Below are 24,051 nucleotides of genomic sequence, written 5' to 3' on the forward strand. Positions count from 1 at the left end.
AATAGTATTCTCCACTCAACACTTAAACTTTAAAGAAAACTTAGTACATATGATGCCATTAAACCGACGCTACATGCACTTCAACTTCATAGCGGGTGACAATTTTGAATTGAATAGTTTGAACGACATAGAGAAGTTTCTAGAAACCTACCCAGACTTTCAGACTGTTGTTCTTGCTAATGAAGATGAACTCAACGTATTGTTGGAATTAATGGGGATAAATGAATTCTTGAACCATGACTTAGAAAGTAAGGAGTTTTCGAAATACTGGAATCTATCGGACTTCAGACTTCCCGAATTTAATGATCAACAATTTGAACAGTTCTACAAAAAGTGGCTCACTATCTCCAGAAGAGACAATAATATGGACGAGTATTGTAGTCTAATCTTTCTTCAAGGATTAAGTAAAAAATGGAACATCCTTAAGTATCGACTGGTTCTTTTGAGTAGAATCTAACATCACTCGACCCAAGTCCTATTACTTAAAAAATTCTCCGGCTTCCTTCACTATGGATTCCATGAGTTCCTTAGCGCTGGTATGTTTTAAAACAGGTGCGATTTGCCCGCCCCAGAATAGGATCATAGAGCGATGAAGGTAATTTAAACTCCAGAGGATTAAGCCCTCTCAAAAAGAATCTTTAAAATTGACTTTTATAATTTTAACTTTCGAAAGGTAATGAAATTGCGATATGAATTTTGAGAATATTGATTATTTACAATTCGGTACTGCCCGTCAACGGAAAGCAGATTCAGTGTTAGTGAATAACAACGTTTTCTCAAAGCTTAAGAGGTTTGATCCTATCCTGGCAGGTACAATTCCTATCAACATTGATATTGAAAACAGCGACCTTGATATTATTTGCTACTTTTTAGACAAGCAAGAGTTTCAAGAAACCATAGTCGATAATTTTGGAACCGAAAAGAACTTTATAATTAGAGAGCGGCTGATTTCTGGCACCCTATCTATTGTTGCCAATTGTTTTATAGAGGAGTTTGAGATTGAGATTTTCGGACAAAATATACCGACCAAGCAGCAGTTTGCATATAGGCATTTAGTAGTCGAACATAATTTGCTTATGAAACACGGCGACAAGCTTAGACAGCAGATAATTGAATTAAAACGACAAGGATATAAGACAGAACCAGCGTTTGCCTTAGCCCTTGGTTTAACTGGCGACCCGTATATTGAACTGCTAAAATTTGAAAGCCAATAACAGAATCCTGAACAACCAAGAGCACTTAAATGAAGGTATTTTTTAACTCCCCTCCTATTAAAGTTAAAGTTTTGACAATAACTCCATGGCCTTTTTTTCTTTTTCGGCTAAGCTCCTTAAAATAGCTGAGGCTTGTTCAATGTAAACGAAATCCTTTGTTCGGCTAACTTGCTCGAAAAGATTGGCAATTGAAGTCCAAAGTGCTGCAATTTCTACGAAATCCTCATATGCTAATCTTAGTGTGTCAAGTCCAAGCAGTTGGTAACTTTCTTTCAAAAAGTCCCTGTAAAGATTCCTGAATAAAGCTCCTCCTGTTCCAGCTTTTTCCATCATCATCCCTGAGATTCGAAATTCACTTTCAATGTTGTTACTTGTTTTGTACCATTTGATTATTTCACTGCTTGTTTTTTCTATTCCTTTATAACCAACATTCGCAATAGGCGGGTTCAGGAAGTCAATAGCATTATTTCGGATTGCTGTAATAATTGCGGAGCTAAGTTCGAAACTTCTGCCAGACCTATTTATGGTATAGTGCAAACTTTTGGAAGACATTGGCCCTTTTTCAGCTCTAGCTTTTGTTAGATTTTCAAGACTGGCTTTTACTCGTACGCCTTGCTGGACGGTATCAATCAGGTAAGCACTTTCCTCATCGTAGCCATAAATTGCCACGTAATGTCCAGCAAAGTGAATTGGATTAGAAAAATAATCCAGGTGAAAACAGTCTAACTTGAGGCCAACCACCTCTCCTTGGTCAAGATGCTGCTTTACATTATCCCAGGCCTTTTGCTTTGACGAAGTTTCTTTAACACTTAAATTAAGATTTAAATTTTTCGCAATGTTCTGAGTCAAAAGATCCGTCTTTACTCGCCCTCCAATAAAAGGAAAACTCATTGTTTTCATCTTCCAAAAGATGAACCCAAGTCCTTCGCCTAAGCCAAAAAGCATAGGTTCAGAAAGTTCAATATCAAGTTGTTTCAGTAAAGTACCGGTAGCAGTGGTCTCGCAATGCTCACCATGAAATGCTTCTATGCTTAAAGTCATCATTTGTATTGCATCAAACTTATGGAAGCTGTGTGACAGCAGTATGTCAGCAGGTATAATTTCATATAGTCAAAATACACCTACTCCTCCTCAGCAAGGATATGATCGATGTGCCTTCTGTAATTGTTTAAGAAATCTCTGGTAATTTTAAAATGCTGAGTATCCTCATATCTTGTGCGACGTAATTCACCCTGATCTATTTCATAAATTGTAGCATTGGGGTACGACAGAAGTATGGGAGAATGGGTTGCAATGATGAATTGGGAATGGCGTTCTACCAATTGGTGAATAATGGATAGGGCTGACATTTGACGGTTTGGGGAAAGAGCGGCCTCTGGCTCATCAAATATATAGAGCCCCTTCCCTCTCAAACGGTTCGATAGTAGGTTTAAAAATGATTCTCCATGAGAGCATTCGTGTAAAGACTCCACTCCATATTGTTTAACAAAATTGTCCCTGTCCGGGTAAGCATCCTCCAAAAAAGTAGCCACGTTATAGAAGCTTTCAGCTCTTAGAAAAAAATAATCCCTCGGCTTGCTGTAACTCTTGATTGTTTTGAAATAGTTATAGAGTGCAGATGCATTGGAATGGGTACTGAATTGAGTATTCTTACTTCCTCCTTCAATGGTAAACCCCAGGCTTAATGCAATCGCCTCAATTAATGTTGATTTCCCTGCCCCATTTTCACCTATTATAAAGGTTACATCGGCATCAAATTTTATTGAAGACAAGTTTGACACCAGCGGTAAATTAAAGGGGTAAATGTTAAACGAAGGAACCTCTTCTCTCTTAAATAGGATCTCTTTTAAATAGGGTTTGGCTTGCATTGATTAAAGTTAGCAATAATAAAACAAGTTAGGTCTAATTCCCCCGGCATGAGCAGTTCAAAATGAGAAAGGCGCCTCTTCAAACTACCGTGATCATATTCCCTCTCCATTTACTTTGATCCGACTTTAGCTTTTGCCAGCTCAATAGCAGTTTTCATATCTGGAATGCCGTAACCATAAGGAAGCGTAGGATTGCTGGCCCGATTGCCAGATTTACGGATGATTTCCATTAAATCTCTATTAGTTAAGGCGGGGTAGGCTTGCCATAAGCAGGCAACCAGTCCGCAAATGATCGGACTAGCATACGATGTGCCGCTTCTCATTTCAGGGCTGCCATAAGTATTAATTACACTAGCACCTCCACCCAGGGCCATTACATCAGGTTTAATACGTCCATCAGCAGTCATTCCCCAGGATGTAAAGAAGTCCTGATTGCCTTTGCTATTAACCGAACCTACTGCGAGTACTCCCGGCGAATCTGCCGGTGTACCCACCCATTTTTGTTCATTTCCGGCACAGTTTACAATAAAGATTCCCTTTTTAAAGGCCATATTTGCTGCTCTGGTGGCAAAAGCGGTTTGACCGTCCATATCAGCAGCAACGTACCCTTTCGTGTTATAATAAGACTGGAAGTCGCTATAAGATAAAGAAGAGTTAACCAAATCTACCCCGGCACTGTCTGCAAATTCAATAGCACTCGTCCAATAATCCTCCTCTATAGGATATTCGGTGGCACTATCTTCTGTACGAAGCAACCAATAGCTTGCTTCAGGTGCCGTACCAACATAGGTTCCTGGTTTGTTTACCGCCATACATGAGGTTACCCATATCCCATGAGAATCGATACTATAGGGATCATCATTTTCAAACACGAAAGATTTGGCCGCTTTAATGTGGATATTGCTAAAGGCCGGATTATTTTTCAAATTCACGAAACCGGCGTCAATCACAGCGATATCTATTCCCGCACCTTTAAAGCCCTTCTGATGCAATGCTTCTCCGGCTACCATATTGATATTTAGTGCAGCGGAGCCGTAGTCAATGACTGTGCCTAAATTGCCAAGACTTCCTGCTTGCGAAACATCAACATATCTAGCCTCATTCGAGTTTTTTTTCCTTTTGCCCACATACACCAATTTCACCTCTTTCACAAATGGCAAGGCCTTGTATTTGTCAATCAGAAACTGGTCTTGGACGTTCACCGTAACTGTATTTAGCCATTTACTTTGAGTAACAATGGTACCTCCTATACCGGCTATCGCCTTCAGGTATTGTTTCGATATAGGTAAGTCGCTTTCTTCAATAGAAATCCCTCTCTTACGGCGCCTTTCAATGGCCTTTGCTGATAAGAAGGCTTCAGGTCGACCTACCGAAAATTCAGATTCTCCCTTATCTGTTAAAACAAGTCTGAATTTGAAGTCATTCTCATCAGTAACGATGATCTTGCACCTGGCTTCAGCCTTTCCAGCTGCCAACTTAGCAAAAACATAGGTAGTGCCGGCCGCTTTAGGCCATAAAAGTCCCGTGGGAGTAATCTCGGCAATAAGTGGATTTTCTATACGCCATTCTACATTATCAGAAGTGGCTTCCGGAATATTTTCAAAGATGAGATCAAGGCGCCGACCAATAAAAGGTATGTTCTCTATAATCAAACTATCTGTAATGAAGTGAATGGATGGTTCCGGCTTTTCCGGTAATTCTGGTACTTCTTTTTTCTTACATGCAGTCAAATAAAGAAGCGATACAAACAGAGCTGTGATCAGGTTTCGGATAGATAATTTCATTATAAGATGTAGTTATGCTTTGATAAAGTTTCAGGATATAAAGGTAAGATTATAATGTTGGGGAAGATTCTATTTCTTAACAAAACGTCAATTTTCTAACGCTTGTAATTGCTCAGCTCTCCCTCGTGTGGCCCTTTCATAAGCAACCAGTTTACGAAGATATATGTTAAAACTGGACCAGAGTAATAAAGAGTAACCTCAACATATTTGTATCAATCTATTCAATAACAATAAATACAATGGAAAAATAAAAGGTTGATATTATGCCAGCCTTCCTTTATCTAAAATTATGAAAGTAACTGTTTGGGACACGTACGTCCAGAAAAAGAATGGAACAACTATGCATTTTGATATCGTTGTTCCAGATGATATTACCGAAGAAAATGTTGTTTATGAAATGGGGAAGAAGTACCTCCTAAGTAAAGGCCAGGAAGGTCAACCCCTGAGTTCAAAAGAATGTCTTTACTGCCACCAGGAATCTGCAACGGATGAAATGATAGAAAGTATATCAGAAAAAGGATTCTATATTATTGAAATGGAAGGATGTGATTAATATTTCGAACTTGAAATACGTCCTATCTAACTATACATTCGTCCTACTGGCTCACTTCTTTCTCATCCTACTTTTGTTTCAATAGAAAAAAAGATAATCATCATGAAAATAATAATGGTAGGTGCTTCAGGAACAATGGGAAAGTTTATTTCTACTGTCTTAGAAAAAGAACATGAGATAATTAAGGTAGGCTCGACAAGTGGGGATATCGTTGCCAATATTAATTCTGTAGAATCTATTGAGGAGATGTACGAGCAGATCGGTTCATTTGATGCTCTTATTTGTACTGCCGGCCCAACCTACGTTGGGCCTTGGAACACATTAACCGATAAGGAATTCAGAAAAGGTATTGAAGGAAAAATGATGGGGCAAATTAACCTGGTTCTGATTGGTCAGCATTATATAAGCCCCACTGGCTCCTTTACCCTAATTACGGGGGCAGCAACTCATGAACCTCAACGAAATTTTGCTAACGCATCGGCAGCTAATGGCGCAGTAGAAGCTTTTGTTCGCGCGGCCGCTATAGAACTTAAACCTGGAATTCGGATTAATGCGGTTAGTCCAACTGTTATTGAAGATTCTCCGCAATATTTCCCTTACTTCCCCGGAGAGGTTCCGACAACAATGAGGGCCCTGGAGTATGCCTTTCGCAAGAGTGTTTTCGGTTATGGGACAGGTCAGGTAATTACTCCGCATTAACTGTTTTCAAGGGGGGCAAGAATTTTCAAGCGTTAAATAAAAGTTAGAGTGTATCCCAATATTGCTATGCCGAAAGTAATAAAGGCAGTATTAAGCTTTTTGAAGTAAAAGGTTCCACTCACTTGTTTAAGCCATTGCTCCATTCAGCGAATCCTTCGCCGCTTTATTTTATTCGGACATATCACTCGGTGTTATCTTACTGAATTCGTTAATCATTTCACATCCTTTCCTTAATATTTTCTTTATATAGGTTCCCATAACTTTGCCTACTATTTCGGATACTACAATCTTTAGGCATGAAACAACCTTGCAAGATTCTTACACCGCTTATTTTCGCTTTAAGCATAGCTCATTCTTTTGCTCAAGTACCAGGGAAAGTTAATAACACTCAAAGGGTGTTACTTCCCAATGGTTGGTCTTTAAGTCCCGCTGGCCGTTCCTTACCTCTTGGAGACCTGCCTCTTAATATTCAGCTTTCCAGAAATGAAAAATTTCTTGCAGTAACCAATAACGGACAAAGTACCCAATCTATAAAGCTAATAGATGTAAACACGGAGAAGGTACTTGATGAAAAAGTGGTTGGCAAATCCTGGTATGGTCTGCAATTCGGTGATAAGGATGATAAACTTTATGTTTCTGGAGGTAATGATAATATTATCCTGGTTTACCCAATATCTCATAAAAAGTTAAGTAACCCAGATACGGTTAAGCTGGGCAAACCTTGGCCTGTGAAGATTAGTCCTGCTGGTCTTGCAGTAGACGAAGTATCACAACGCCTTTATGTGGTCACCAAAGAAGATAATAGCCTTTATACTATAGATCTTAAAAGCAGGAAAACGATCCACAAGCAACGGCTTGAATCGGAAGCCTATTCATGTATCCTCTCTCCTGATAAAAACATTTTGTATATATCTCTTTGGGGAGCTAACAAACTGGCCGTTTATAATATTAAGCAGGAATCAATTCTTGAAACAATTACTACCCAATATGCTCCTAACGAGCTTTTGTTAAATAAAAACGGATCAATCTTGTATGTAGCCAATGGTGGTGATAACTCAGTGTCAGTGATTAATACCTCTACCCGAAAAGTTATTGAAGTTATCGGATCATCAGTGCACCCAACTCATTTAACAGGTTCTACTACTAACGGATTGGCCCTATCTGATAACGGAGATCATCTTTTTATTGCTAATGCCGATAATAATTGCCTTGCAGTATTCAATGTGTCAGAACCGGGACATAGCGTTAGCGAGGGTTTTATTCCGACTGGCTGGTACCCAACTAGCGTAAAGTATACTAAAAATAGAATCTGGGTGGCTAACGGAAAGGGGTTTACCAGTTTCGCAAATCCAAAAGGGCCACAGCCTTTGAAAAATAAGGACGACGATAGCGACCTGCATGAGGGGTCGACCGCAAACAAGAAGCTGCAATATATTGGAGGTCTATTTAAGGGGACTCTCTCTATTATAGATTACCCTAATCAGAATGAACTGAAAAACTACACGCAACAAGTTTATACTAACACTCCGTTCAACCGGAGGCTGGCAATTGAACAAAAGAATAATCCGATTCCTTTTAAAAAAGCCGATGTCAGTCCGATAAAATATGTTTTTTATATTATCAAGGAAAACAGGACCTATGATCAGGTACTTGGTGATGTAAAGAAAGGAAATGGGGATCCCAGCCTGTGTTTGTTCCCTGAAAAGGTTACACCCAACATCCACGCGCTAGCCAACCAGTTTGTTCTTTTAGATAACTTTTATGTTGATGCAGAAGTAAGTGCTGATGGTCATAATTGGAGTATGGGTGCCTACGCTAATGATTATACTGAAAAAACGTGGCCGACGCAGTACGGAAAGCGTGGAGGTAGTGGAGACTATGGAGGTAAACGGAAGATCACTTATCCGAGAGATGGCTTTATTTGGGACTATTGTAAAAGAGCCGGCATCTCTTATCGCTCATACGGAGAGTTTACTGATGGCAAGACTGTGGTAACCCCGGTATTAGATGGGCATTTCTGTCCTGGATACCCGTCCTTCGACTTCGAAATAAAAGATACTACACGATTCAGCATTTGGAAAAGGGACTTTGAGGATTTGCTTGCAAAAGATATGGTGCCGAGATTTAACACGATTAAATTTCCCAACGATCACACCAGCGGGCAGAAAAAAGGAAAGATCTCTCCGACTGCTGCAGTGGCTGATAATGACCTTGCTGTAGGCTTATTTGTTGATCATTTATCGCACAGTAAAATTTGGAAAGAGTCGGCAATCTTTATTCTGGAAGATGATGCACAAAACGGCCCCGACCATGTGGATGCACATCGGTCACCTGCCTTGGTTATTAGTCCTTATACTAAACGAAATGAAGTAGTAAATACCATGTATAGCACTTCGGGCTTCTTGCGAACCATGGAACTTATTCTTGGGCTCCCTCCTATGAGTCAGTACGACGCTGCAGCCACCCCATTGTACAATTGCTTTACAAATAAGCCCGATTTCAGCCCCTACAATTATAAAAATCCCGGGGTTGACCTGGAAGAACGCAACCTGATGTCTAATGAAAGTTCTAAAGTATCAGAGTCATTTAACCTTGCCCGGGAAGATGCCGCACCAGATAAAGAATTAAACGAGGTTGTTTGGAAGTCGGTAAAAGGAGAAAGTTCCGTAATGCCGGCACCAAGACGAAGCGCCTTCGTTTTTTATTCGGGCGAAAAGGACGACGATGATTAAAAGAGCTAATGCAGTTTTATTGATCGAACCCGAAAGGGTATGAAATAATTCGGAGAAAAACGAAAGGGCTAATATATGTTAGTAGCCCTTCTTAATGGTCTACTCCATTGATACTTTAACAACTTCTTTAAGTGGAAAATACGCTTTTGCAGACGGGACATAGGCTTCGATTTCGGTCCAACTAATCGATACCTTCTTTCCAACCAGGTCGCCGGGGTTTCCTGCAAACTTATCAGCACCATCAAACTGTCTCAACCATATAAAAGTCTTCTCTTTACCACTTTGATCCGTAATTACAATATGGTTAAATTCTTTAGTCTCAATACGTTTGATCTTTCCGCTTGTCGTTCCTGCTTTGTCAGTCTCTCCTTTATCAATCTCCTCCTTGGCCATGACCATAGAAAGAGTCATAAATGCCTGACAATTTTGGTTAAGAAGGTTCTTACCTACATCTATTCCTACTTCTCGCATAGCAGCTTTATCTGTAATTTCCACCTTTCTTTCGGTAGCTAAAGGGATTAATAATGATGCTTGTCTCGAAAAGCAATTCATGAAGGCGTTAGTGGCCTCGTCCTTTGTCTTAATCTGCGACATATCTATTTTATTGAGACATGCACAAATAGAATCCGTTACTTTTTGTTCAATCGGGCCAATCTTATTCTGGGATTTAACAACAGAAATAGAAAGAAATAATGCAAGTGATAATGCCAGGTGTTTCATTGAAGTATTTTCAGCAAATATAACAACTAGCAAGTTTCACAAAAGTCTTCCATGTGATAATTTAAGTTCAATAAATAAGAATATTTAACAAAGTTTCTTCCAGCCCTGACCTATTCACCCGTCCTTATCCACTTTTCTCTGTCACTATAAGCCTCTATTTTTTCGCAGCCTACCAGGGTAAGTATATAAAGGTAATCGGGGCCAATCAAGCACCAGTAATGGGTTGCCTAAAAATTAATTTGAACTCAGTCCAATCACCACTACTCTCTAAGGAAAATCTAAATTGATGGTTTATAAGGATCTCTTTTGTTAACATCAGGCCAACGCCCTGACCATCCTTCTTTGTGCTAAAGAATGGGGAGAAGAGCTGTTCAGATACTTCAGGAGGTATGTTGGTTCCTGTATTTGATATCATCAAACAGTTTGTGGTAGTGGAGATCCTAATGGTTCCTCTATTGGGACTTGCTTCAATAGCATTCTTTATCACGTTGATAAAAACTTGTTCCATTTGCCGGCTGTCTGCATGCACCGAGAGCTTTTCCTGTTCTAACTCCCATAGCCAGTTAAGTTCTTTCTTTTGGATTTCAGTTTCCATCAGAGTTTGAACTGAGTGTAGAGTGGAAAGCAGATCCAGATCCTGCAATTCCGGCTCGGGCACTTTCACCACCTTTGCAAAGTTTGACATCAGACTACTCAGGTTTTTGTTCCTTGCTATGGAGATTTGTAGTGCATTCGAATAGTCATTTTGGTCGTCCTCCTGTAACTGATCCTGGTAATTCAAGCAGGAGTTTAGTATAGAGTTAATTGCACCTATTGAATTGTTCACTTCGTGCGACATCATTTTAACTACCCTCTCGTATGCTGCTTTCTCCCGGGCATAAATTTCTTTGGTTAGTTCTTCTATAGTATAAAATGACCTTGTAAATCCCCTGTCGCTAAATGTAGCATGTTGGCACTTGAACGACTGTATTCCATTGAGGATAACTACTTTTGATCCATTTACCTCTAGTAGGGCTAAACTTGATGCCAGCTTTCCAGGAAGGGAAGCTATAACTCTTCCCTGTACCTCCTCGGGATGAACATTCATTATACTCCTGGCTGTTGGATTTATAGACGATATCCTTCCATCAAAATCAAGAATAATGATTCCTGTGGGAGAAGCTTCGATCAGCTTCTCTAAGAACAAGCTCTTTTCCATTTGCTTGAGCCTTTCCTCCCGGAGCTGATCCATCATCAGATTATAAACCGAAATCAATCCATCCATCTCTTCATGGCCTACCTTGTTCAACTTAGTACTAAAATCCTTGTCTTTTAGCGACTCTATCCCAGAGGATATAAGATCAAAGGGCTTGCTAATGAACTGGTACATCCAAACCGAAAAAGCTAAGAAGATTAACAGTGAGGCTTCGCAGAGCAAAAAAAGATCGCGGTTAACCGGATAAATTCTTATTAAAAGAAAAATGAACAAGACATGCACTCCCAGGCTAAACCAAAGGAATTTAGTTTTGAGCTTCATAGGGAATCTTATACTTTTCGAGTTTACGGTATAACGTGCCGCGACTTAAACCTAATGCTTTCGCTACCCGGCTGATATTATTCTGGTAAAACTCCATCGCCTGCTTGATCATGGCCAATTCCATCTCGTCAATTGAAAAACTACCTACCGCTAATCCTCCTTTTGGAGATGAAGAGCCTTGTCTTTTCTCCAAATGTTCTTCAAAATGCTTCACTTCCAGCGTATCGCTCTCAGTGAGCAGCACCGTACGTTCTACGAGGTTCTTCAACTCCCTGATATTACCCGGTAAAGGCAAAGATTTCAACCAGGTATAGGCCTTCTTCTCAATCTCTAATCGCGGCCGCTTATAGATCTCTTTAAGATTTTTTAGAAAATGGTTTGCCAGTAAAGGAATATCCTCTGCCCGCTCCCGCAATGCGGGAAGTTTGATAATGATCAGATTTATGCGGTAGTAAAGATCTTCCCTGAATTTACCCTCGGCAACCATTGCTTTTAAGTCACGATTAGTGGCACATACCACACGTGTATCTACTGTCCGGGTGCGACTATCGCCCAAAACTTCATAGCTCTTGTCCTGCAGAACGCGTAGCAACTTCACCTGACTACCAGGATCGAGGTCGCCAATTTCGTCGAGAAAGATTGTCCCTTTGTTCGCCATTTCAAAACGACCGATCCTGTCGTTCCGTGCATCCGTGAAAGCTCCGCGCTTATGCCCGAACATTTCACTTTCAAAAAGTGTAGAGGAGATACCGCCAAGGTTCACTTTTACAAATGATTTGTTCTTACGGTGACTGTTGTTATGTATGGCCTCTGCTATGAGTTCTTTCCCAGTGCCGCTTTCACCAGTAATAAGCACAGAGGCATCTGTAGCACTCACGCGGGCAATCGTTTGTAATACGTCCAATAGTTGAGGATCTTCACCTACGATATCCTCGAACCCGTATTTCTCATTTAACCTCCGGCGGTTAAGCGAGGAAACAAATTCCTGCCCTACCGCCAAATTTAAAGCGGTTCTTAATGATTGAATTACATGGGCATTTTCCCAGGGCTTATTAATAAAATCAGCAGCTCCCGCCTTCATCCCCTCCACTGCGAGACCGATTGAGCCCCAGCCGGTCATCAGGATAACCGGGAGGTTTGGCTTCATCTTCTTTATCTCCTGAAGCGTATTTAAACCATCCCTGCCACTTGTTTCCCTTGAAAAGTTCATATCTAGCAGCACCGCTTGGATCGCCTTCTCCTTTAGGGTATTAAACGCCTCATCCGGATCTTCGGCCGTTACCGACTTGAAGCCCTCCTGCTTTAGAAGTAGACTTAAAGAAGTACGCACCGCAATATCATCGTCAATTATTAAGATCATAATGGCTAGTCTTCATGAAGAACATAAGCAGGCTGAATTCTGGAAGCTTTTAAACTGGGATAAACAGCACAACTAAGCATGAGTAAATATAGAAATAAAGCCGAGATGAGGATACCAAGCGTTCCGTAATAGACATCCATGTAAGGTTCAAAGTACCTCAAGGCGATAAGATTTATGGCAATGAGCAGTCCAGGAAAAATACCGAGAGTAGTAACTACCATTGTTTCTCCCAGAAACTGTTTTAGAATATCTATGGCATTGGCTCCCATGGCCACCCTTAAGCCAACCTCGGCTTTTCGTTGCGCAATATTGTAGCTAAACATTCCTGATACTCCCAAAAACACATTGATCACCAGAAAAACAAATACCACGAAAGCTACGGCTAATTGCATATAGTCTAATTTATGCGCGTACTTTTTAAGAAGACTTAAGGAAATACTTTGCTTGATCTGAATAAGGTCGGGAGAAACAGCCATTACTGCTTTTCTCACTTTCTCGTCCATTAGCTGAATATCTTCGGCCTTTGACGATTTGATTAAGAACTCGGTTGCCACCCCTTCCCGCGGAATAAAAAACCCTGGCTCTGCGAAAGCTGATACATTTTCCCTAAAGGTTTCGCTTATACCTATTACCATTGCAGGTTTGCCTTCTATCAGAATTTTACGACCTAGCGGATCTATATCCTTGAATTGCTGGATGGCGAGGTCTTTAGTAATAACAACAGGCTTTGTATAAAGGCTGGAGTCTGATCTATTAAACCATCTCCCCTTCAACATTTCAAGTCCCATTACTTTCTCATATTCCTCATCAACCGCAAAGGCCCTCACTTTTGTCACTTGTTTATTGTATTCAATCTTCTGCTCGTCTCCCCAATTATGAAAGGGGACTGCATTGGTTTCGCTGATGCCTTCGATCTCTTTCACATTTTTAAGTTGCTGCTTTACCAGGTTACTGAACTTCAGTCGTTGGTCGTCGGGCACTTTGGTAAGATCAAGATCTAAAACCCAGATCTTCTCGTAATTATAATGGAGTGGTTTAAAATAGTGACTGAATTTCTTCAGGTTCATCCCCACAAAGAAGAACAAGGCCAGAAAGGATATAAAGAGTTGAAGAAGCAGGAAAGAGTTCTTCCTTTTCCTATTTGCCATCATTTTAAAAAGGTGCTTAATCATTGTTCTGTCCTCCTTTCAATGCAAATACAGGATCTAATTTCGACATTTTCCATGCTGGATATACTCCACTCAACAGGCCGAAGATCAGGCAGCTGAAAATACTCAGACCAACTACTCTCCAATTAATCGCCAAGGTATCTGAAGGCATTTTAAACAAGGGATCAAAGGTATTGATGATCTCGACCAGAACGTTTGCCGCGTAAACTGCTAAAGCTAAACCTAATAATCCACCTGCGAGCGTTAGAATTACATTCTCGACCACAAATTGCCCCACTAAAGTACTGGATGTAGCGCCGAAAGATTTGCGTACGCCGATTTCTTCTGCCCGCTCACCAATCCTGCTCATGTTTAAGTTTATCAGACTTATGGCTGGTATTAACATGAATAGCAATAAGATAACAAAGATCATGATGGCAGTCTTTCCATATTCTGGCTCCTGGTCGTCATAGGAACTTGATTTAGCAAATTGTTCAAGAGGTGTAAAGGCATACACCTTTACCGAATCGGCCCCCGAGATCTTATTGTTCAACAATCTCATTCGCGAGCGCAACTCCTTCCGTACCTCCTGCAGATCACTAGACCTGGCAAGCAGCATAGCACTGTAATTTCCCGTGATACTTCCCATTGTGGCGTTCGGGTTGGCATCCAACGAAAGAGGAAAATACATATCTCCATAAGCCATACTGAAAGGAGCTGCCGCTCCAACAACTCCGATCACTTTGAAATGCTTACCGTAAATGGTCAACTCTTTTCCTGTGGCATCACTATCGCCGAAAAAATGCTCTTTCGTTTTTATATTGATCACCACTACCCTCGATGCATTTTCTACTTCTTTGGCCCTGAATGGCCTGCCTTCTTCGAAATTGAATTTGGTGATATCCCAGAAGTTTTGATCTGCATAAACTACCATATGTCCGGTTGGCTTCTGATTTTGAAATGAAACATAGCTATTCTTAGCAATAAAGGAAATCAACTCAGTGCTTTGCAGGCTTTTTAAATGCTCCTTCAAAAAGTGAATACTGGCGCCCCCGCTTTCCGCTTTTCCCTTATTGTATGCCGTTACTTTATCAAGGATAAGGGTATGTGTTCGGTTAGGTTCAGCTGAATTTTCGCCGATGATCTGATCAATAAAAGAGGTAAAGACGGTAATGATCATTATGGTGAAGCTCACACCTAAAAGCGAAAGGATGGTGTAATACTTCTTCCGCATCATTACCTTGACAGCCAATTTGATATAGTTCTTTAACATAAATTTAATTAACCTTTAATTGATCTGTTGACCGTCGAAAAAACGGATGATACGTTTAGTTTTGCTTGCCATATGCTCGTCATGAGTAACCATCACTATGGTGGTCCCCTCGGTCTTATTCAGGTTAAGCATAATGTTCATCACTTCTTCCCCCATCTGGCTATCCAGATTTCCGGTGGGTTCATCTGCAAGAATGATTTCAGGCTTGCCGACAATGGCCCGGGCGATGGCTACGCGCTGCCTTTGACCGCCTGAGAGCTGGCTTGGGTAATGCTTTGTACGCGCACGTAAGCCAACTTTTTCCAGTGCTTCCAGAGCTCGCTTTCTCCTTTCCGAACCAGATACTCCCTCCCGATAAAGCAATGGGAGCTCAACATTATCTACCACGGAGAGATCGTTGATCAGATGAAAGCTTTGAAAAATAAAGCCCAGTTTGAAATTTCTGAAAGCAGCAAGCTTTTTATTATTAAAAGAGTTCAGCTGCTGACCACCAATACTCAATTCACCAGAAGTGGGTGAATCCAAAAGCCCGATGATATTGAGCAGCGTACTTTTCCCACAACCAGAGGGCCCCATTACGGCTACAAACTCGCCCCGCTCTATCTCAAGATTAACTTTATTCAGAGCTATGGTTTCAATGGTTTTAGTGCGATATATCTTATCAATATTGGTTAGCTGTATCATAGGACGAGCGTTTAGATCAGGATTGCCAGCCTTGAAGATAGTGATTTGCGTTTTCATGTCGATTAATTTTGTTATTGCATGTTTTTTAAGAACGAGAGCTTCTTGCCTTGTTCGAAATCATAAAGGGTTAATACCCGTAGGTTGTAATAAGAAGTCCAGAAGCTTTTGAGTGAAAGAATGTAATCCCGTCTGGCCTGATCTTTTTCCTGCAGGGCAATATTAAGGTCTGTTATGCTGAGATCTGCTAGCAGGTAACGTTTTTTGGCGATCTCGAATCTTTCGGCAGCGGTTTGGTCAGCATCCTTATTGGTTTCCATCTGTTCTTTGATCACGTTTAGCTGTTTCACCTGGGTGATGATCTCCTGGTCGAAGTCAAGCTTTGCCTGTTCTACCCCAGCTTTTACCAGTTTTTTATTAGCCTGTGCCGTTTTTACTTTTGAAGCACCCTTCCCCCAGTCGGCAATAGGAAGCGAAAAGCCCAGTCTTATCACCTGTTGATCCTTGGCGTTGCGGAATAGTCCGGCCGCATCACCAGCAGCATTGGTTAATCCGAAGGAGCCATAAAGATTAGCTTTCAGCCCCGCCTCTCCTTTTGCTTTCAAAATTTCTTTGTCGGCTTCTAAAAGAGATCGGGTAAACTCTACTGATTGTTGTCTGTTCTCCCGGGCCTCCTTTAATGCCTGAGTTTCTGGTATGTCAACTTTCGGCAGGGTTTCGGGCAATAGCAGTTTCAAGGGATTCAGGGAAGAAAAACCCATAAACGATTTTAGCTGCAGGGCGCTGGTTTCTGCATTTACCTGGGCTTGAGCTACTGCTTTCCGGGCGTTCAGATAACCTAGCTTCAATCGAAGAAGTTCATCTTTCGAGAGTCTGCCAAGCTTAGCTTTAACCTCCCCGATCTTGTAGAGGGTTTCGTGGTTTACTAAGTTCTTTGTTGCTATTTCGGCATTGATCTGCGCCAGGAGTTGATTAAAGAACAGCTCTGTACTTCCTCTGGAAATGCTCTCCAGATCTTCAGCATACCTGCGCTGCGACTCTTCGTACCGGAGAGGTTCGATCTTTTTATCCCATGAAAACGGGTTGAAGGCGAACAGGGGCTGATTAAAGCCAATAACAAGGGGATTACCATTATAGCGGGTTTGACCACGCTCGAAATCTCTAAAGCGAAGCATATTAGACCCGAGGAAAAGCTGACCGCCTGTTAAACCGATATTCTGGGTTAGGCCTAAATTAAGTTGGGAATTATCGTTAACTACGGGTTTAAACTCTACTGTTCCTTCAGGCTGTACGACAGGGATATTTGTCTTACTAAATTGGGGTAAGAAGCCTTCCAGATTAAACTGGGGATTATAGTTGGCCTTGAAAGTTTTATACTGCCAATATTGACTTTCAGCCAGAGTTGCCGCTTTTACTACGGCCGTTGATCTTTCCCGGGCTATGCTAATTACCTCCTTCAAGCTTAAATTCACTGTATCAGAATACGCTTGTGAAAGTGCTGAAAATGGAAGCGCCACTATTGCAAAAGCGATGAGATCGCATTTCATACTTATAAGATTAAGATTTGACGGCCTTATTTTATTTGGATGGCATTTAAGTGCATAAATTCCTGCATATCAGAAGTTATTACCCTTTCACCTTCTTTAATTCCTGAAAGGATTTCAACATATTCAGAATTGCTTTCACCCATTTTTACCCTCCGGGCAGAAGCAGTGCTCCCCTGTAAAATGAATACTATCTGCTCTTGAGATCCGCTAAAAGCCGGACCGTTTTGAACTCTAATAGCGTTGTTTTTAAAGGAAGTGATGACAAATACATCTCCCTTAAGATTCGGCCGTAGTTGTTTTGCATCCTTCTTTTTAAGACCAATGGAAAATTTTATAGTTCCATTCTCTATGGCAGGTTGGACATTGATTATACTGCCTCTCAGATTTGTATTCCCTAGTCTGACGATCACATCCTTTCCCGGTCTCACCTCGCTGCCGTAATTATCAGAAATACTAGCTTCTACTTTGTAACTACCTAGATCCGCTATTCGCACCAACTCTGCACCCTGGTTCACCTCGGCGCCAACCTTATCATTGATCCAGGTGATCACGCCCTTTCGGGGAGAATTAATCGCTGTTTGTCGGATCTTGGATTGAAGCTCTCTGATGTCTTTATCCCGTATGTTTATTTCATAGCCCAAACTTTTCAGATCTGCCTTCATTATGGCCTTTTGATTCGCCATCTGATTAATTAACTGCCTCAGCTCTAGTCGCGCTACTTTTAGGTTTAGTTGAGCTTGTTTAAGGCTTTCCTCTGTCCCACCACCAATACTTAGCAAAGATTGTTCATGTGCCACTGCGGTTTCCAGGCTTTTAATCCGGACTTCTTTTATCGAACACTGAGTCTCTAATTCGTTAAGACTCTTTTGCAGACTTAGTTCCAGCTGGTTAATCTTATTTCGGTTAACCTGCTGCTCTTCGTTTAATTTCTCAAAGGCAATGAGGGAAGATTCTTTGCTTAACTGGAGAATAGGTTCGTAGGCTAATACGGTTTCACCAACGCTATGTAATACCTTTTCGATTTTGGAACTTACGGGACTGGTAATTAAGACTTCGTATTCAGGAAGTACTACTCCGGACGCTGCTATGGTTGCCTCCATCGCTCCTCTTTCGGCAACAGAAACCCTCAGCGCTGCTCTTTTTATAGAAGGCTTCACCAAGTTTTTGAATTGTGTGAAAGCAAAGATTATTATGGTTATAATAATAGCTGTGACAAGATAAGTTTTAAGCTTTTGCCGGTTAAGCTGGTTTGATGTGATTGCACGATCCATAGTATCAGAGTTTGACACTATAGTTTCAATTGCAATACCAGACTTAAGTTGCTATGAATTAGAATCTTAATAAAAGACACTGAATATAAACTGTTCAATTATGGACAGTCTGTTACGATATGAGACGGTATTTTTTAACAGTATGAAATCGCGTAAATATAGAAGTTGCATAACGAATTTTTAATCCTATTTTCCTTGGTATTTTCCGACTCTTAACTTCGCCCATAATGAAAAAGATTACCCTCATATTCCTTGTTGCAATACTATTTTGCCTAACCGCCTGTGATCCTGTACATAGCTTTGCAGTTTACAACGCTTCTGCGAAAGAGAGAAAATTACAAGTTATAGGTATTTCAAAAGACTCTATTCTAATTCAAGAACAAACTTCAAAAGGCAATTTCGGAAAATCTACAATGATTGCTGTTGACTTTAAAACTGAAGAAAAACCTTCATTTGAATTTATATTGCCACCAAATAAACAAGCGCATTTGGAGTTTGGGTTTGGCATAAAGCCGGTAACCAAATTAATCATCGTCGACCAAAGCGATACTATTAGGGTCAAACAACGGATTGGAAGATTGAAGAAAAAGCCTTTTTATAGGATTGGCGGAAACTTCCGACTTACCCTCAAAGACTAACCCATTGGATGAGTTATAATTTTCAAGAGTTTTCGCTCTTTCAGTTTTCTTTAAAGAAGTTCTTAGTGCTTGGTAAAAGTCCTAGCTTTGTAGTCCCAGTTGATTTTTATGTTTTGGCCTTTCCTTAGATCTCTGAGCATTTTATTGTTCGTTTTGCAGTTTACTCACATCAATACCTACGCACAAATTGCCCGGAATACTTCTCTTTATGAAGACTTTGAAGCTTTTCAAAAAGAAAAGAACCGTCTTTACTATTCAGGCATCCAATACGAAAGTCAGTTGCTACTTCGAGAAGGAACTAAAGCTTTTGTTAAGGAGGAAATGGAATTCTATTTAAGTTGGCAGCGTCGACTTGCACATTATGAAAGTGGTCATCTAAGCATGGAAGACCAGTTGTCATTAATTGCTTTAAAAGATCTTATAAGTCGCGAGCTTGCAATCAAGCAATGCAGACCTGAATTACTACCTGTGAACCAGTACAGCTCCTGGATGCTTAAGCTGCCTGAAATGGCTCAAGGAAACCACCAGTCTTTCAAAACAATTACCGACTATCAGTTATGGTTGAATAAAATGCTAGCCTTCAAACCATGGACGAAAACAGCAATGGAAAATATGCGGGAAGGAATAAAGCTGGGTATTGTACTTCCGAAAGTAATTGTTTTAAAGGTTATCGCGCAAATAGATAGCATAACGAATTTCCAAACCAGTGTATTTTATGCCCCATTGTCTCGGATTCCGGGAAATTTCCCTGAAGATGTCAAGCTTAAGCTGAAGCAAGATTACGATAATGCTATAAGAAAAACTATTTTGCCTTCTTACCGAAAGTTCAGGGTATTTTTATCAGAAGAATACCTACCGGCAGCAAGCCTATATCCAGGCCTTTCAGGAGTAAAAGATGGGCGAGCTATGTATCCAAAATACATGTATTATTACACCGGGTTGGAGCTGAAGCCTGAAGGGATCTATGAAATAGGACTGAACGAGTTTAAGAGGATTACAGGCGAACTTTCTTCATTAAGAGAAAAAGCAGGATTTGAGGGAAGTAATCAGGAAATGTTCTTGTATATGAAGAGGAATCCCCAATTCACGCCTTTTAAAACAGTACAAGAGGTCTTACTCTCCTATAAAGCAATTTCAGATAAGGTAATTAATAAACTGCCTGTTTACTTCACAGAGTATGAAAATATAAACAATGATCTGAAAATTAAAGGAATTCCATCCTACCGTCTAGGTTCAGCGCCGCCATATTATGATAACAACACTTTTTATGTTCCTTTAGGAAAACCTGAGGAAATAAATACAACGGGCTGGCCTATGGAAGCCCTTTTTCTGCATGAAGCGATTCCTGGTCATCATTTTCAATTATCCCTTCAAACAGGAAATAAAGAGCTTCCTTCATTTCGTCGTTATGGCAGGTTGCCAATATTTGTTGAAGGCTGGGGCCTATATTCGGAATCGCTGGGCGACAGCCTGGGTTGCTACCAGGATATCTGGCAAAAAATTGGCGCTAAAGGTTTTGAGCTTCACCGTGCTATTCGTTTGCTTGTTGATGTGGGACTGCATACTGGAAAAATGACTAGAGAACACGCCATTAAACTAATTAGTGATAATGAAGCTTTGCCTGCCGATATAGCAGAATTGGAAGTTGACCGGTACATGGTATTGCCAGGGCAAGCCTTGAGTTATAAATTAGGTGAAATGAAGATCATCGAATTAAGAAACAAATACCAGAAGCTTTTAGGCGGTAAATTCAAACTATCTGATTTTCACTATCAGCTTTTGAAAAATGGCTCGATTCCTTTTAGTGCTGTTGAGTTAAGTATGGATGATTGGGCAAAGAAATTGATTGACGCTCCATTTACCGGTTATAAGGCTCTTCGCTCACCCAATTAAATGGTCTTTCAATCAACTGAAAGTGTTGCTTTACCAACTTCACCTTTAAGCTTTGGTCAAAATATACTCCTTTCAAATTCAAGTGTTCAGGGTCTCTTAGCGTATACTGGAAGCAATGAAAGGTACCAGGTTCATCTTTAAATGCTATACTTATTTCATGCCTTGTGGTATCAACTTTCATGTCACAAAACTCCAGTTGCTCACCCGTCAACCTGATAGCTGAATAGTCTTGCCGCTGTATTACAAGCTGTTTCCAATTCGTTAACGGCCGCTCTGATTCAAAAGTTTCCACCTCGTACACCCCGTACAAAGGCAATTTTGGTGCACTGTCTCCATAGTACTTTCTTTGTTTATTGATTGAGAAAAGAGAATAAGCAATTGGCAGGATTATAATAACATATTTTGATAGAACCATTGCTCTGTTTGCCCACTTTCTGGTTAATAAAGGTCTTTCAATTTCGTTTAGTCGGACAGCTTCTTTAGTGATGAAGAATTTATACAATTGTGTCAAATTTGGCGTAAGCAAAAAGAGGCTCATTACAAATAGCGCTGTAGAAAGGATTTTAACCGGTACATCAAAGAAGTAGTTAATAGCCATTACATTAGCAGAAACAGCAAGACAGATGAGAGCTCCAAGCGTTGTAGTCTTCCTGAAAAACAGCAAAGCGGCAAGTAACTCGAGAATTCCCATAAAAAAATTATAGCCTGATGAAAAACCAAGAAAGGTCCATGCTAACCCCATAGGTGAGGAATTCCCATAAGTAGAGAGTAATCGAATCAGGTCTGGCGATGAGAATTGAGGTTTAATAACTTTTATCAATCCATAATGAATAAAAGTAAATGCCAGATAATACCTTAGCCCGACAAGCAACCAGTAATATAAACTATAATAATGCTGCTTTGATCTTTCCAAAAGCGACCAAATAGTTGCTCCTGATAGAGATATCATAAAAATTAATAATAGCAACACGTAATGATAGGTAGTGTCACCGCTGCCCCCTCGACGTATTGTTGGAAGGATATAATTTAAGTTTAATACACTATTAGATATCCGAATAACTGCAGCTGAGATGATCTTATTGAAAACTGCAGGTAATGGTATTAATTGGTTAAACAGTAAAATAAAACAGCTAAAAAAGATGAATGAGAAGCGAAAGCTAACTTTTTCAATCAGGCTCCAGCTTCGTTGTGTAGGTTGTGGCATCTCGTATAATTCGGATTAATATACCAATATTTGTAGAGAAAGGAAAGCCCTGCACTGTGGAAAATATGAAAAATGCAACCGAGAATAGAAAAAACCAAGGCTGAACTGAAGTTATAATTGACAGTGATTGCGGCTTCAACAAATTCTATTTTGTTGCTGAACTATTGAGAAAAGAGTTGGATGTGAACTATACAAAATTTGGGGACTTTGATTCCTTATATTGGGACTTCAACTACCGGGACGGCCGATTAACCCTTCATTATAACATTTATACTGGGGTTAGTCTTTTTCCTACGGTGTTCGAAGATGCTAAAGAAGCAGAGAATGAGCTTGTAATACAAGTTGGAGCATTGCTTCTTAAAAAGCTTTCAGAATTTGATGGACTTTTGGACGAAATAATACAATGATGCGTATCTTAATAAAGAAGGCTAATATGAAAATAAGAAACCTTACAGCTCTTGAAATAGATAGAGAGGCCTTGTCTTACTAATCGAGATCATTTGCTTTCTCAAACATAATTCTCGCCTTACTCCTGTTTACCTCCACCTCTCCGAGACAGCGATGGATTTTCAACCGACTTCTTGCCAGGTTAGCAATTTCAGTTATGGCCTGCTCTGATTTTTCCGACTTGCCTTTTAGATGTATCGCCTCTAACTGAGCTTCGAGAATATCAACATTTTTCAATTCAAGCAGTCCTTTATAGTACTCCAAACTACTTCTCTTGAGGGCTTCTGCATTCTCAATCGTGCTAATATCCGCCTGATGAACTTTATTTATGGCTGCACGAAGCCGATCAGCTTGGGTCTTACCAATTTGTAGGGCTATTTCGGGATTCTTATCGATTAAGGCTTGTAGTCTCCTGCTTTCCGTACTGTCGGCTGATAGAATCAAGAAAATTTCTCGTTCTGTGGAATCCAGGAGAGCCTCAAATTCCTTCGCTTTTCCTGACTGGCAGGAAGTGAAAACGAAAGCAATAACTGCTAAAAACAACCATTTCATAAGTAACAATAACTTGGTAAACACGTCTAAGTAAGGATTGTTGTATTTACGAGAAAGCCCGCATTCTTCATTTTCGGCTTTGGCAACCGATATACCATTAACTTTACAAGTTGGAGCCAAGAGAACCAGGTGTAACCTTAAAGTATTTTTTAAATGTATAGATAAATGAGCTGGGATTCTCATAGCCTAGTTTAAAGGCGATCTCTTTAACCGTATAGCCCTCTCCTAATAACTTTACTGCTTCTATTAATCTATATCTTAAAGTCCACTCGGAGAATGAGAGGTCCGTTTCCTTTTTAAATAATCTGGTGAGGGTCTTGCTGCTTATACAACATAAGTCGGCATAATAGTTTATCGAATGACTGAATTCTTGAGTTCTCTCAATTGCTTCTTTAACTTTTTTTATTGTGGGATGAATGCTTAAGGGTAAAAAAGTTACACTGGGTTTAGCGAAAGAAAGTTCATCAAGGAAAACACGTTCTATGCGTTCCTGCTGGACACTGAGTGGAAAGACATTGTTGAAGGAGGTGATTTTTAAGATCAGACTTTTGCAAAAATCAGGGATGTCAAAAGCAAAGCAGGCTGAAGCCAATTCAGATGCAAGAGAAGGAGTTATGAAAATAGAATTTACACTGGCCTGCTCAGGAAAATAAACCTGGTGAATTACGTCACTGGGAATCCACATTGCTTGCAACGATCCAACAACCCATATTCCCTCCGGTACCTCGACCTTCATCATTCCTTTGTTGCAATAGAGTAATTGAGCCCGGGGGTGCTGGTGGGCGGAGGCGCATTGTGCATTCGCAACCTCCTTCGAGAATGATATCAGGGGACGAGAGGAATCTGTATTGAACCCCGCATCAACCTCTAAGATTGTCCTCTTATCATTATTCATTGGCTAAATATCGACACTCTGTAGCTTTTGAATGTCGGAATTTTGAAAAAAAAAGA

22 protein-coding genes are annotated in these 24,051 nt (G+C 40.4%); 8 read left to right on the forward strand and 14 right to left on the reverse strand.

Annotated features, from left to right (window positions below; translation table 11 throughout):
• Positions 1 to 49 precede the first annotated feature (49 nt).
• Together J4N24_RS08460 and J4N24_RS08465 are read left to right on the forward strand one after the other, a co-directional pair.
• Complete coding sequence (locus tag J4N24_RS08460) at positions 50 to 457, forward strand: hypothetical protein (RefSeq protein ID WP_207533236.1); 408 nt, start codon at positions 50 to 52, stop codon at positions 455 to 457.
• Positions 458 to 689: 232 nt separating this feature from the next.
• Positions 690 to 1,214 carry a DUF4269 domain-containing protein gene (locus tag J4N24_RS08465; RefSeq protein ID WP_207533237.1) on the forward strand — a complete coding sequence of 175 codons (525 nt, stop codon included), beginning with the start codon at positions 690 to 692 and terminating at the stop codon, positions 1,212 to 1,214.
• A 63-nt stretch (positions 1,215 to 1,277) separates the two neighbouring features.
• Here the strand turns inward: J4N24_RS08465 and J4N24_RS08470 are convergent, their stop codons facing one another.
• From J4N24_RS08470 to J4N24_RS08480, 3 genes are all read right to left on the reverse strand, one after another.
• Entirely contained in the window at positions 1,278 to 2,258 is a 981-nt protein-coding gene (locus tag J4N24_RS08470; RefSeq protein ID WP_242691567.1) for a BtrH N-terminal domain-containing protein, read from the reverse strand.
• Positions 2,259 to 2,335: 77 nt separating this feature from the next.
• Entirely contained in the window at positions 2,336 to 3,082 is a 747-nt protein-coding gene (locus J4N24_RS08475) for an AAA family ATPase (RefSeq protein ID WP_207533238.1), read from the reverse strand.
• Positions 3,083 to 3,192: 110 nt separating this feature from the next.
• Positions 3,193 to 4,866: a S8 family peptidase gene (locus J4N24_RS08480; RefSeq protein ID WP_207533239.1), complete on the reverse strand. Its 1,674-nt coding sequence runs from the start codon at positions 4,864 to 4,866 to the stop codon at positions 3,193 to 3,195.
• A gap of 289 nt (positions 4,867 to 5,155) precedes the next feature.
• Here J4N24_RS08480 and J4N24_RS08485 point away from each other — a divergent pair, with 289 nt between their 5' ends.
• From J4N24_RS08485 to J4N24_RS08495, 3 genes are all read left to right on the forward strand, one after another.
• Positions 5,156 to 5,419, forward strand: coding sequence for a DUF2024 family protein (locus J4N24_RS08485; RefSeq protein ID WP_207533240.1), 264 nt, complete (start codon positions 5,156 to 5,158; stop codon positions 5,417 to 5,419).
• A 102-nt stretch (positions 5,420 to 5,521) separates the two neighbouring features.
• Entirely contained in the window at positions 5,522 to 6,118 is a 597-nt protein-coding gene (locus J4N24_RS08490) for a short chain dehydrogenase (RefSeq protein WP_207533241.1), read from the forward strand.
• Between the two features lie 296 nt (positions 6,119 to 6,414).
• On the forward strand, positions 6,415 to 8,850 hold the full coding sequence (locus J4N24_RS08495; protein WP_207533242.1) for a bifunctional YncE family protein/alkaline phosphatase family protein: 2,436 nt from the start codon (positions 6,415 to 6,417) through the stop codon (positions 8,848 to 8,850).
• A gap of 99 nt (positions 8,851 to 8,949) precedes the next feature.
• On the opposite strand, the gene J4N24_RS08500 is transcribed toward J4N24_RS08495, so the two are convergent.
• From J4N24_RS08500 to J4N24_RS08535, 8 genes are all read right to left on the reverse strand, one after another.
• The gene (locus J4N24_RS08500; protein WP_207533243.1) at positions 8,950 to 9,570 is read right to left on the reverse strand and encodes a hypothetical protein; all 621 of its coding nucleotides are present in this window, start codon (positions 9,568 to 9,570) and stop codon (positions 8,950 to 8,952) included.
• Positions 9,571 to 9,775: 205 nt separating this feature from the next.
• On the reverse strand, positions 9,776 to 11,086 hold the full coding sequence (locus J4N24_RS08505; protein WP_207533244.1) for a sensor histidine kinase: 1,311 nt from the start codon (positions 11,084 to 11,086) through the stop codon (positions 9,776 to 9,778).
• Entirely contained in the window at positions 11,070 to 12,446 is a 1,377-nt protein-coding gene (locus J4N24_RS08510) for a sigma-54-dependent transcriptional regulator (protein WP_207533245.1), read from the reverse strand. Before J4N24_RS08510 ends, J4N24_RS08505 begins: the two co-directional genes overlap by 17 nt.
• A 5-nt stretch (positions 12,447 to 12,451) precedes the next feature.
• The gene (locus tag J4N24_RS08515) at positions 12,452 to 13,597 is read right to left on the reverse strand and encodes an ABC transporter permease (RefSeq protein WP_207533246.1); all 1,146 of its coding nucleotides are present in this window, start codon (positions 13,595 to 13,597) and stop codon (positions 12,452 to 12,454) included.
• Positions 13,598 to 13,610: 13 nt separating this feature from the next.
• Positions 13,611 to 14,867, reverse strand: a complete 1,257-nt coding sequence (locus J4N24_RS08520; RefSeq protein ID WP_207533247.1) for an ABC transporter permease — start codon at positions 14,865 to 14,867, stop codon at positions 13,611 to 13,613.
• 15 nt (positions 14,868 to 14,882) lie between these two features.
• Entirely contained in the window at positions 14,883 to 15,608 is a 726-nt protein-coding gene (locus J4N24_RS08525) for an ABC transporter ATP-binding protein (RefSeq protein ID WP_440131496.1), read from the reverse strand.
• Between the two features lie 14 nt (positions 15,609 to 15,622).
• Entirely contained in the window at positions 15,623 to 17,095 is a 1,473-nt protein-coding gene (locus J4N24_RS08530; protein ID WP_207533248.1) for a TolC family protein, read from the reverse strand.
• A 26-nt stretch (positions 17,096 to 17,121) separates the two neighbouring features.
• Positions 17,122 to 18,366 carry an efflux RND transporter periplasmic adaptor subunit gene (locus tag J4N24_RS08535; protein ID WP_207533249.1) on the reverse strand — a complete coding sequence of 415 codons (1,245 nt, stop codon included), beginning with the start codon at positions 18,364 to 18,366 and terminating at the stop codon, positions 17,122 to 17,124.
• A 227-nt stretch (positions 18,367 to 18,593) separates the two neighbouring features.
• Here J4N24_RS08535 and J4N24_RS08540 point away from each other — a divergent pair, with 227 nt between their 5' ends.
• Both J4N24_RS08540 and J4N24_RS08545 read left to right on the forward strand, forming a co-directional pair.
• Positions 18,594 to 19,004, forward strand: a complete 411-nt coding sequence (locus tag J4N24_RS08540) for a hypothetical protein (RefSeq protein ID WP_207533250.1) — start codon at positions 18,594 to 18,596, stop codon at positions 19,002 to 19,004.
• Between the two features lie 153 nt (positions 19,005 to 19,157).
• Positions 19,158 to 20,897: a DUF885 domain-containing protein gene (locus J4N24_RS08545; protein WP_207533251.1), complete on the forward strand. Its 1,740-nt coding sequence runs from the start codon at positions 19,158 to 19,160 to the stop codon at positions 20,895 to 20,897.
• Here the strand turns inward: J4N24_RS08545 and J4N24_RS08550 are convergent.
• Positions 20,863 to 21,846: a hypothetical protein gene (locus J4N24_RS08550; RefSeq protein ID WP_207533252.1), complete on the reverse strand. Its 984-nt coding sequence runs from the start codon at positions 21,844 to 21,846 to the stop codon at positions 20,863 to 20,865. The genes J4N24_RS08545 and J4N24_RS08550 overlap by 35 nt on opposite strands.
• A 419-nt stretch (positions 21,847 to 22,265) precedes the next feature.
• On the opposite strand from J4N24_RS08550, the gene J4N24_RS08555 reads away from it, so the two are divergent.
• Positions 22,266 to 22,508 carry a hypothetical protein gene (locus tag J4N24_RS08555; RefSeq protein WP_207533253.1) on the forward strand — a complete coding sequence of 81 codons (243 nt, stop codon included), beginning with the start codon at positions 22,266 to 22,268 and terminating at the stop codon, positions 22,506 to 22,508.
• Between the two features lie 79 nt (positions 22,509 to 22,587).
• Here the strand turns inward: J4N24_RS08555 and J4N24_RS08560 are convergent, their stop codons facing one another.
• Positions 22,588 to 23,100, reverse strand: a complete 513-nt coding sequence (locus tag J4N24_RS08560) for a hypothetical protein (RefSeq protein ID WP_207533254.1) — start codon at positions 23,098 to 23,100, stop codon at positions 22,588 to 22,590.
• 103 nt (positions 23,101 to 23,203) lie between these two features.
• The gene (locus tag J4N24_RS08565) at positions 23,204 to 23,995 is read right to left on the reverse strand and encodes an AraC family transcriptional regulator (protein ID WP_207533255.1); all 792 of its coding nucleotides are present in this window, start codon (positions 23,993 to 23,995) and stop codon (positions 23,204 to 23,206) included.
• Between the last annotated feature and the right edge of the window lie 56 nt (positions 23,996 to 24,051).

Origin of the sequence: Desertivirga arenae, assembly GCF_017355785.1 — a bacterium.
GTDB lineage: Bacteria > Bacteroidota > Bacteroidia > Sphingobacteriales > Sphingobacteriaceae > Desertivirga > Desertivirga arenae.

Bases quoted from the DNA above. Each gene is read 5' to 3' on its own strand.
- J4N24_RS08460 (WP_207533236.1), top strand. From the start codon at position 50: ATGATGCCATTAAACCGACGCTACATGCACTTCAACTTCATAGCGGGT.
- J4N24_RS08465 (WP_207533237.1), top strand. From the start codon at position 690: ATGAATTTTGAGAATATTGATTATTTACAATTCGGTACTGCCCGTCAA.
- J4N24_RS08470 (WP_242691567.1), bottom strand. From the start codon at position 2,258: ATGATGACTTTAAGCATAGAAGCATTTCATGGTGAGCATTGCGAGACC.
- J4N24_RS08475 (WP_207533238.1), bottom strand. From the start codon at position 3,082: ATGCAAGCCAAACCCTATTTAAAAGAGATCCTATTTAAGAGAGAAGAG.
- J4N24_RS08480 (WP_207533239.1), bottom strand. From the start codon at position 4,866: ATGAAATTATCTATCCGAAACCTGATCACAGCTCTGTTTGTATCGCTT.
- J4N24_RS08485 (WP_207533240.1), top strand. From the start codon at position 5,156: ATGAAAGTAACTGTTTGGGACACGTACGTCCAGAAAAAGAATGGAACA.
- J4N24_RS08490 (WP_207533241.1), top strand. From the start codon at position 5,522: ATGAAAATAATAATGGTAGGTGCTTCAGGAACAATGGGAAAGTTTATT.
- J4N24_RS08495 (WP_207533242.1), top strand. From the start codon at position 6,415: ATGAAACAACCTTGCAAGATTCTTACACCGCTTATTTTCGCTTTAAGC.
- J4N24_RS08500 (WP_207533243.1), bottom strand. From the start codon at position 9,570: ATGAAACACCTGGCATTATCACTTGCATTATTTCTTTCTATTTCTGTT.
- J4N24_RS08505 (WP_207533244.1), bottom strand. From the start codon at position 11,086: ATGAAGCTCAAAACTAAATTCCTTTGGTTTAGCCTGGGAGTGCATGTC.
- J4N24_RS08510 (WP_207533245.1), bottom strand. From the start codon at position 12,446: ATGATCTTAATAATTGACGATGATATTGCGGTGCGTACTTCTTTAAGT.
- J4N24_RS08515 (WP_207533246.1), bottom strand. From the start codon at position 13,597: ATGATGGCAAATAGGAAAAGGAAGAACTCTTTCCTGCTTCTTCAACTC.
- J4N24_RS08520 (WP_207533247.1), bottom strand. From the start codon at position 14,867: ATGTTAAAGAACTATATCAAATTGGCTGTCAAGGTAATGATGCGGAAG.
- J4N24_RS08525 (WP_440131496.1), bottom strand. From the start codon at position 15,608: ATGAAAACGCAAATCACTATCTTCAAGGCTGGCAATCCTGATCTAAAC.
- J4N24_RS08530 (WP_207533248.1), bottom strand. From the start codon at position 17,095: ATGAAATGCGATCTCATCGCTTTTGCAATAGTGGCGCTTCCATTTTCA.
- J4N24_RS08535 (WP_207533249.1), bottom strand. From the start codon at position 18,366: ATGGATCGTGCAATCACATCAAACCAGCTTAACCGGCAAAAGCTTAAA.
- J4N24_RS08540 (WP_207533250.1), top strand. From the start codon at position 18,594: ATGAAAAAGATTACCCTCATATTCCTTGTTGCAATACTATTTTGCCTA.
- J4N24_RS08550 (WP_207533252.1), bottom strand. From the start codon at position 21,846: ATGATATCTCTATCAGGAGCAACTATTTGGTCGCTTTTGGAAAGATCA.
- J4N24_RS08560 (WP_207533254.1), bottom strand. From the start codon at position 23,100: ATGAAATGGTTGTTTTTAGCAGTTATTGCTTTCGTTTTCACTTCCTGC.
- J4N24_RS08565 (WP_207533255.1), bottom strand. From the start codon at position 23,995: ATGAATAATGATAAGAGGACAATCTTAGAGGTTGATGCGGGGTTCAAT.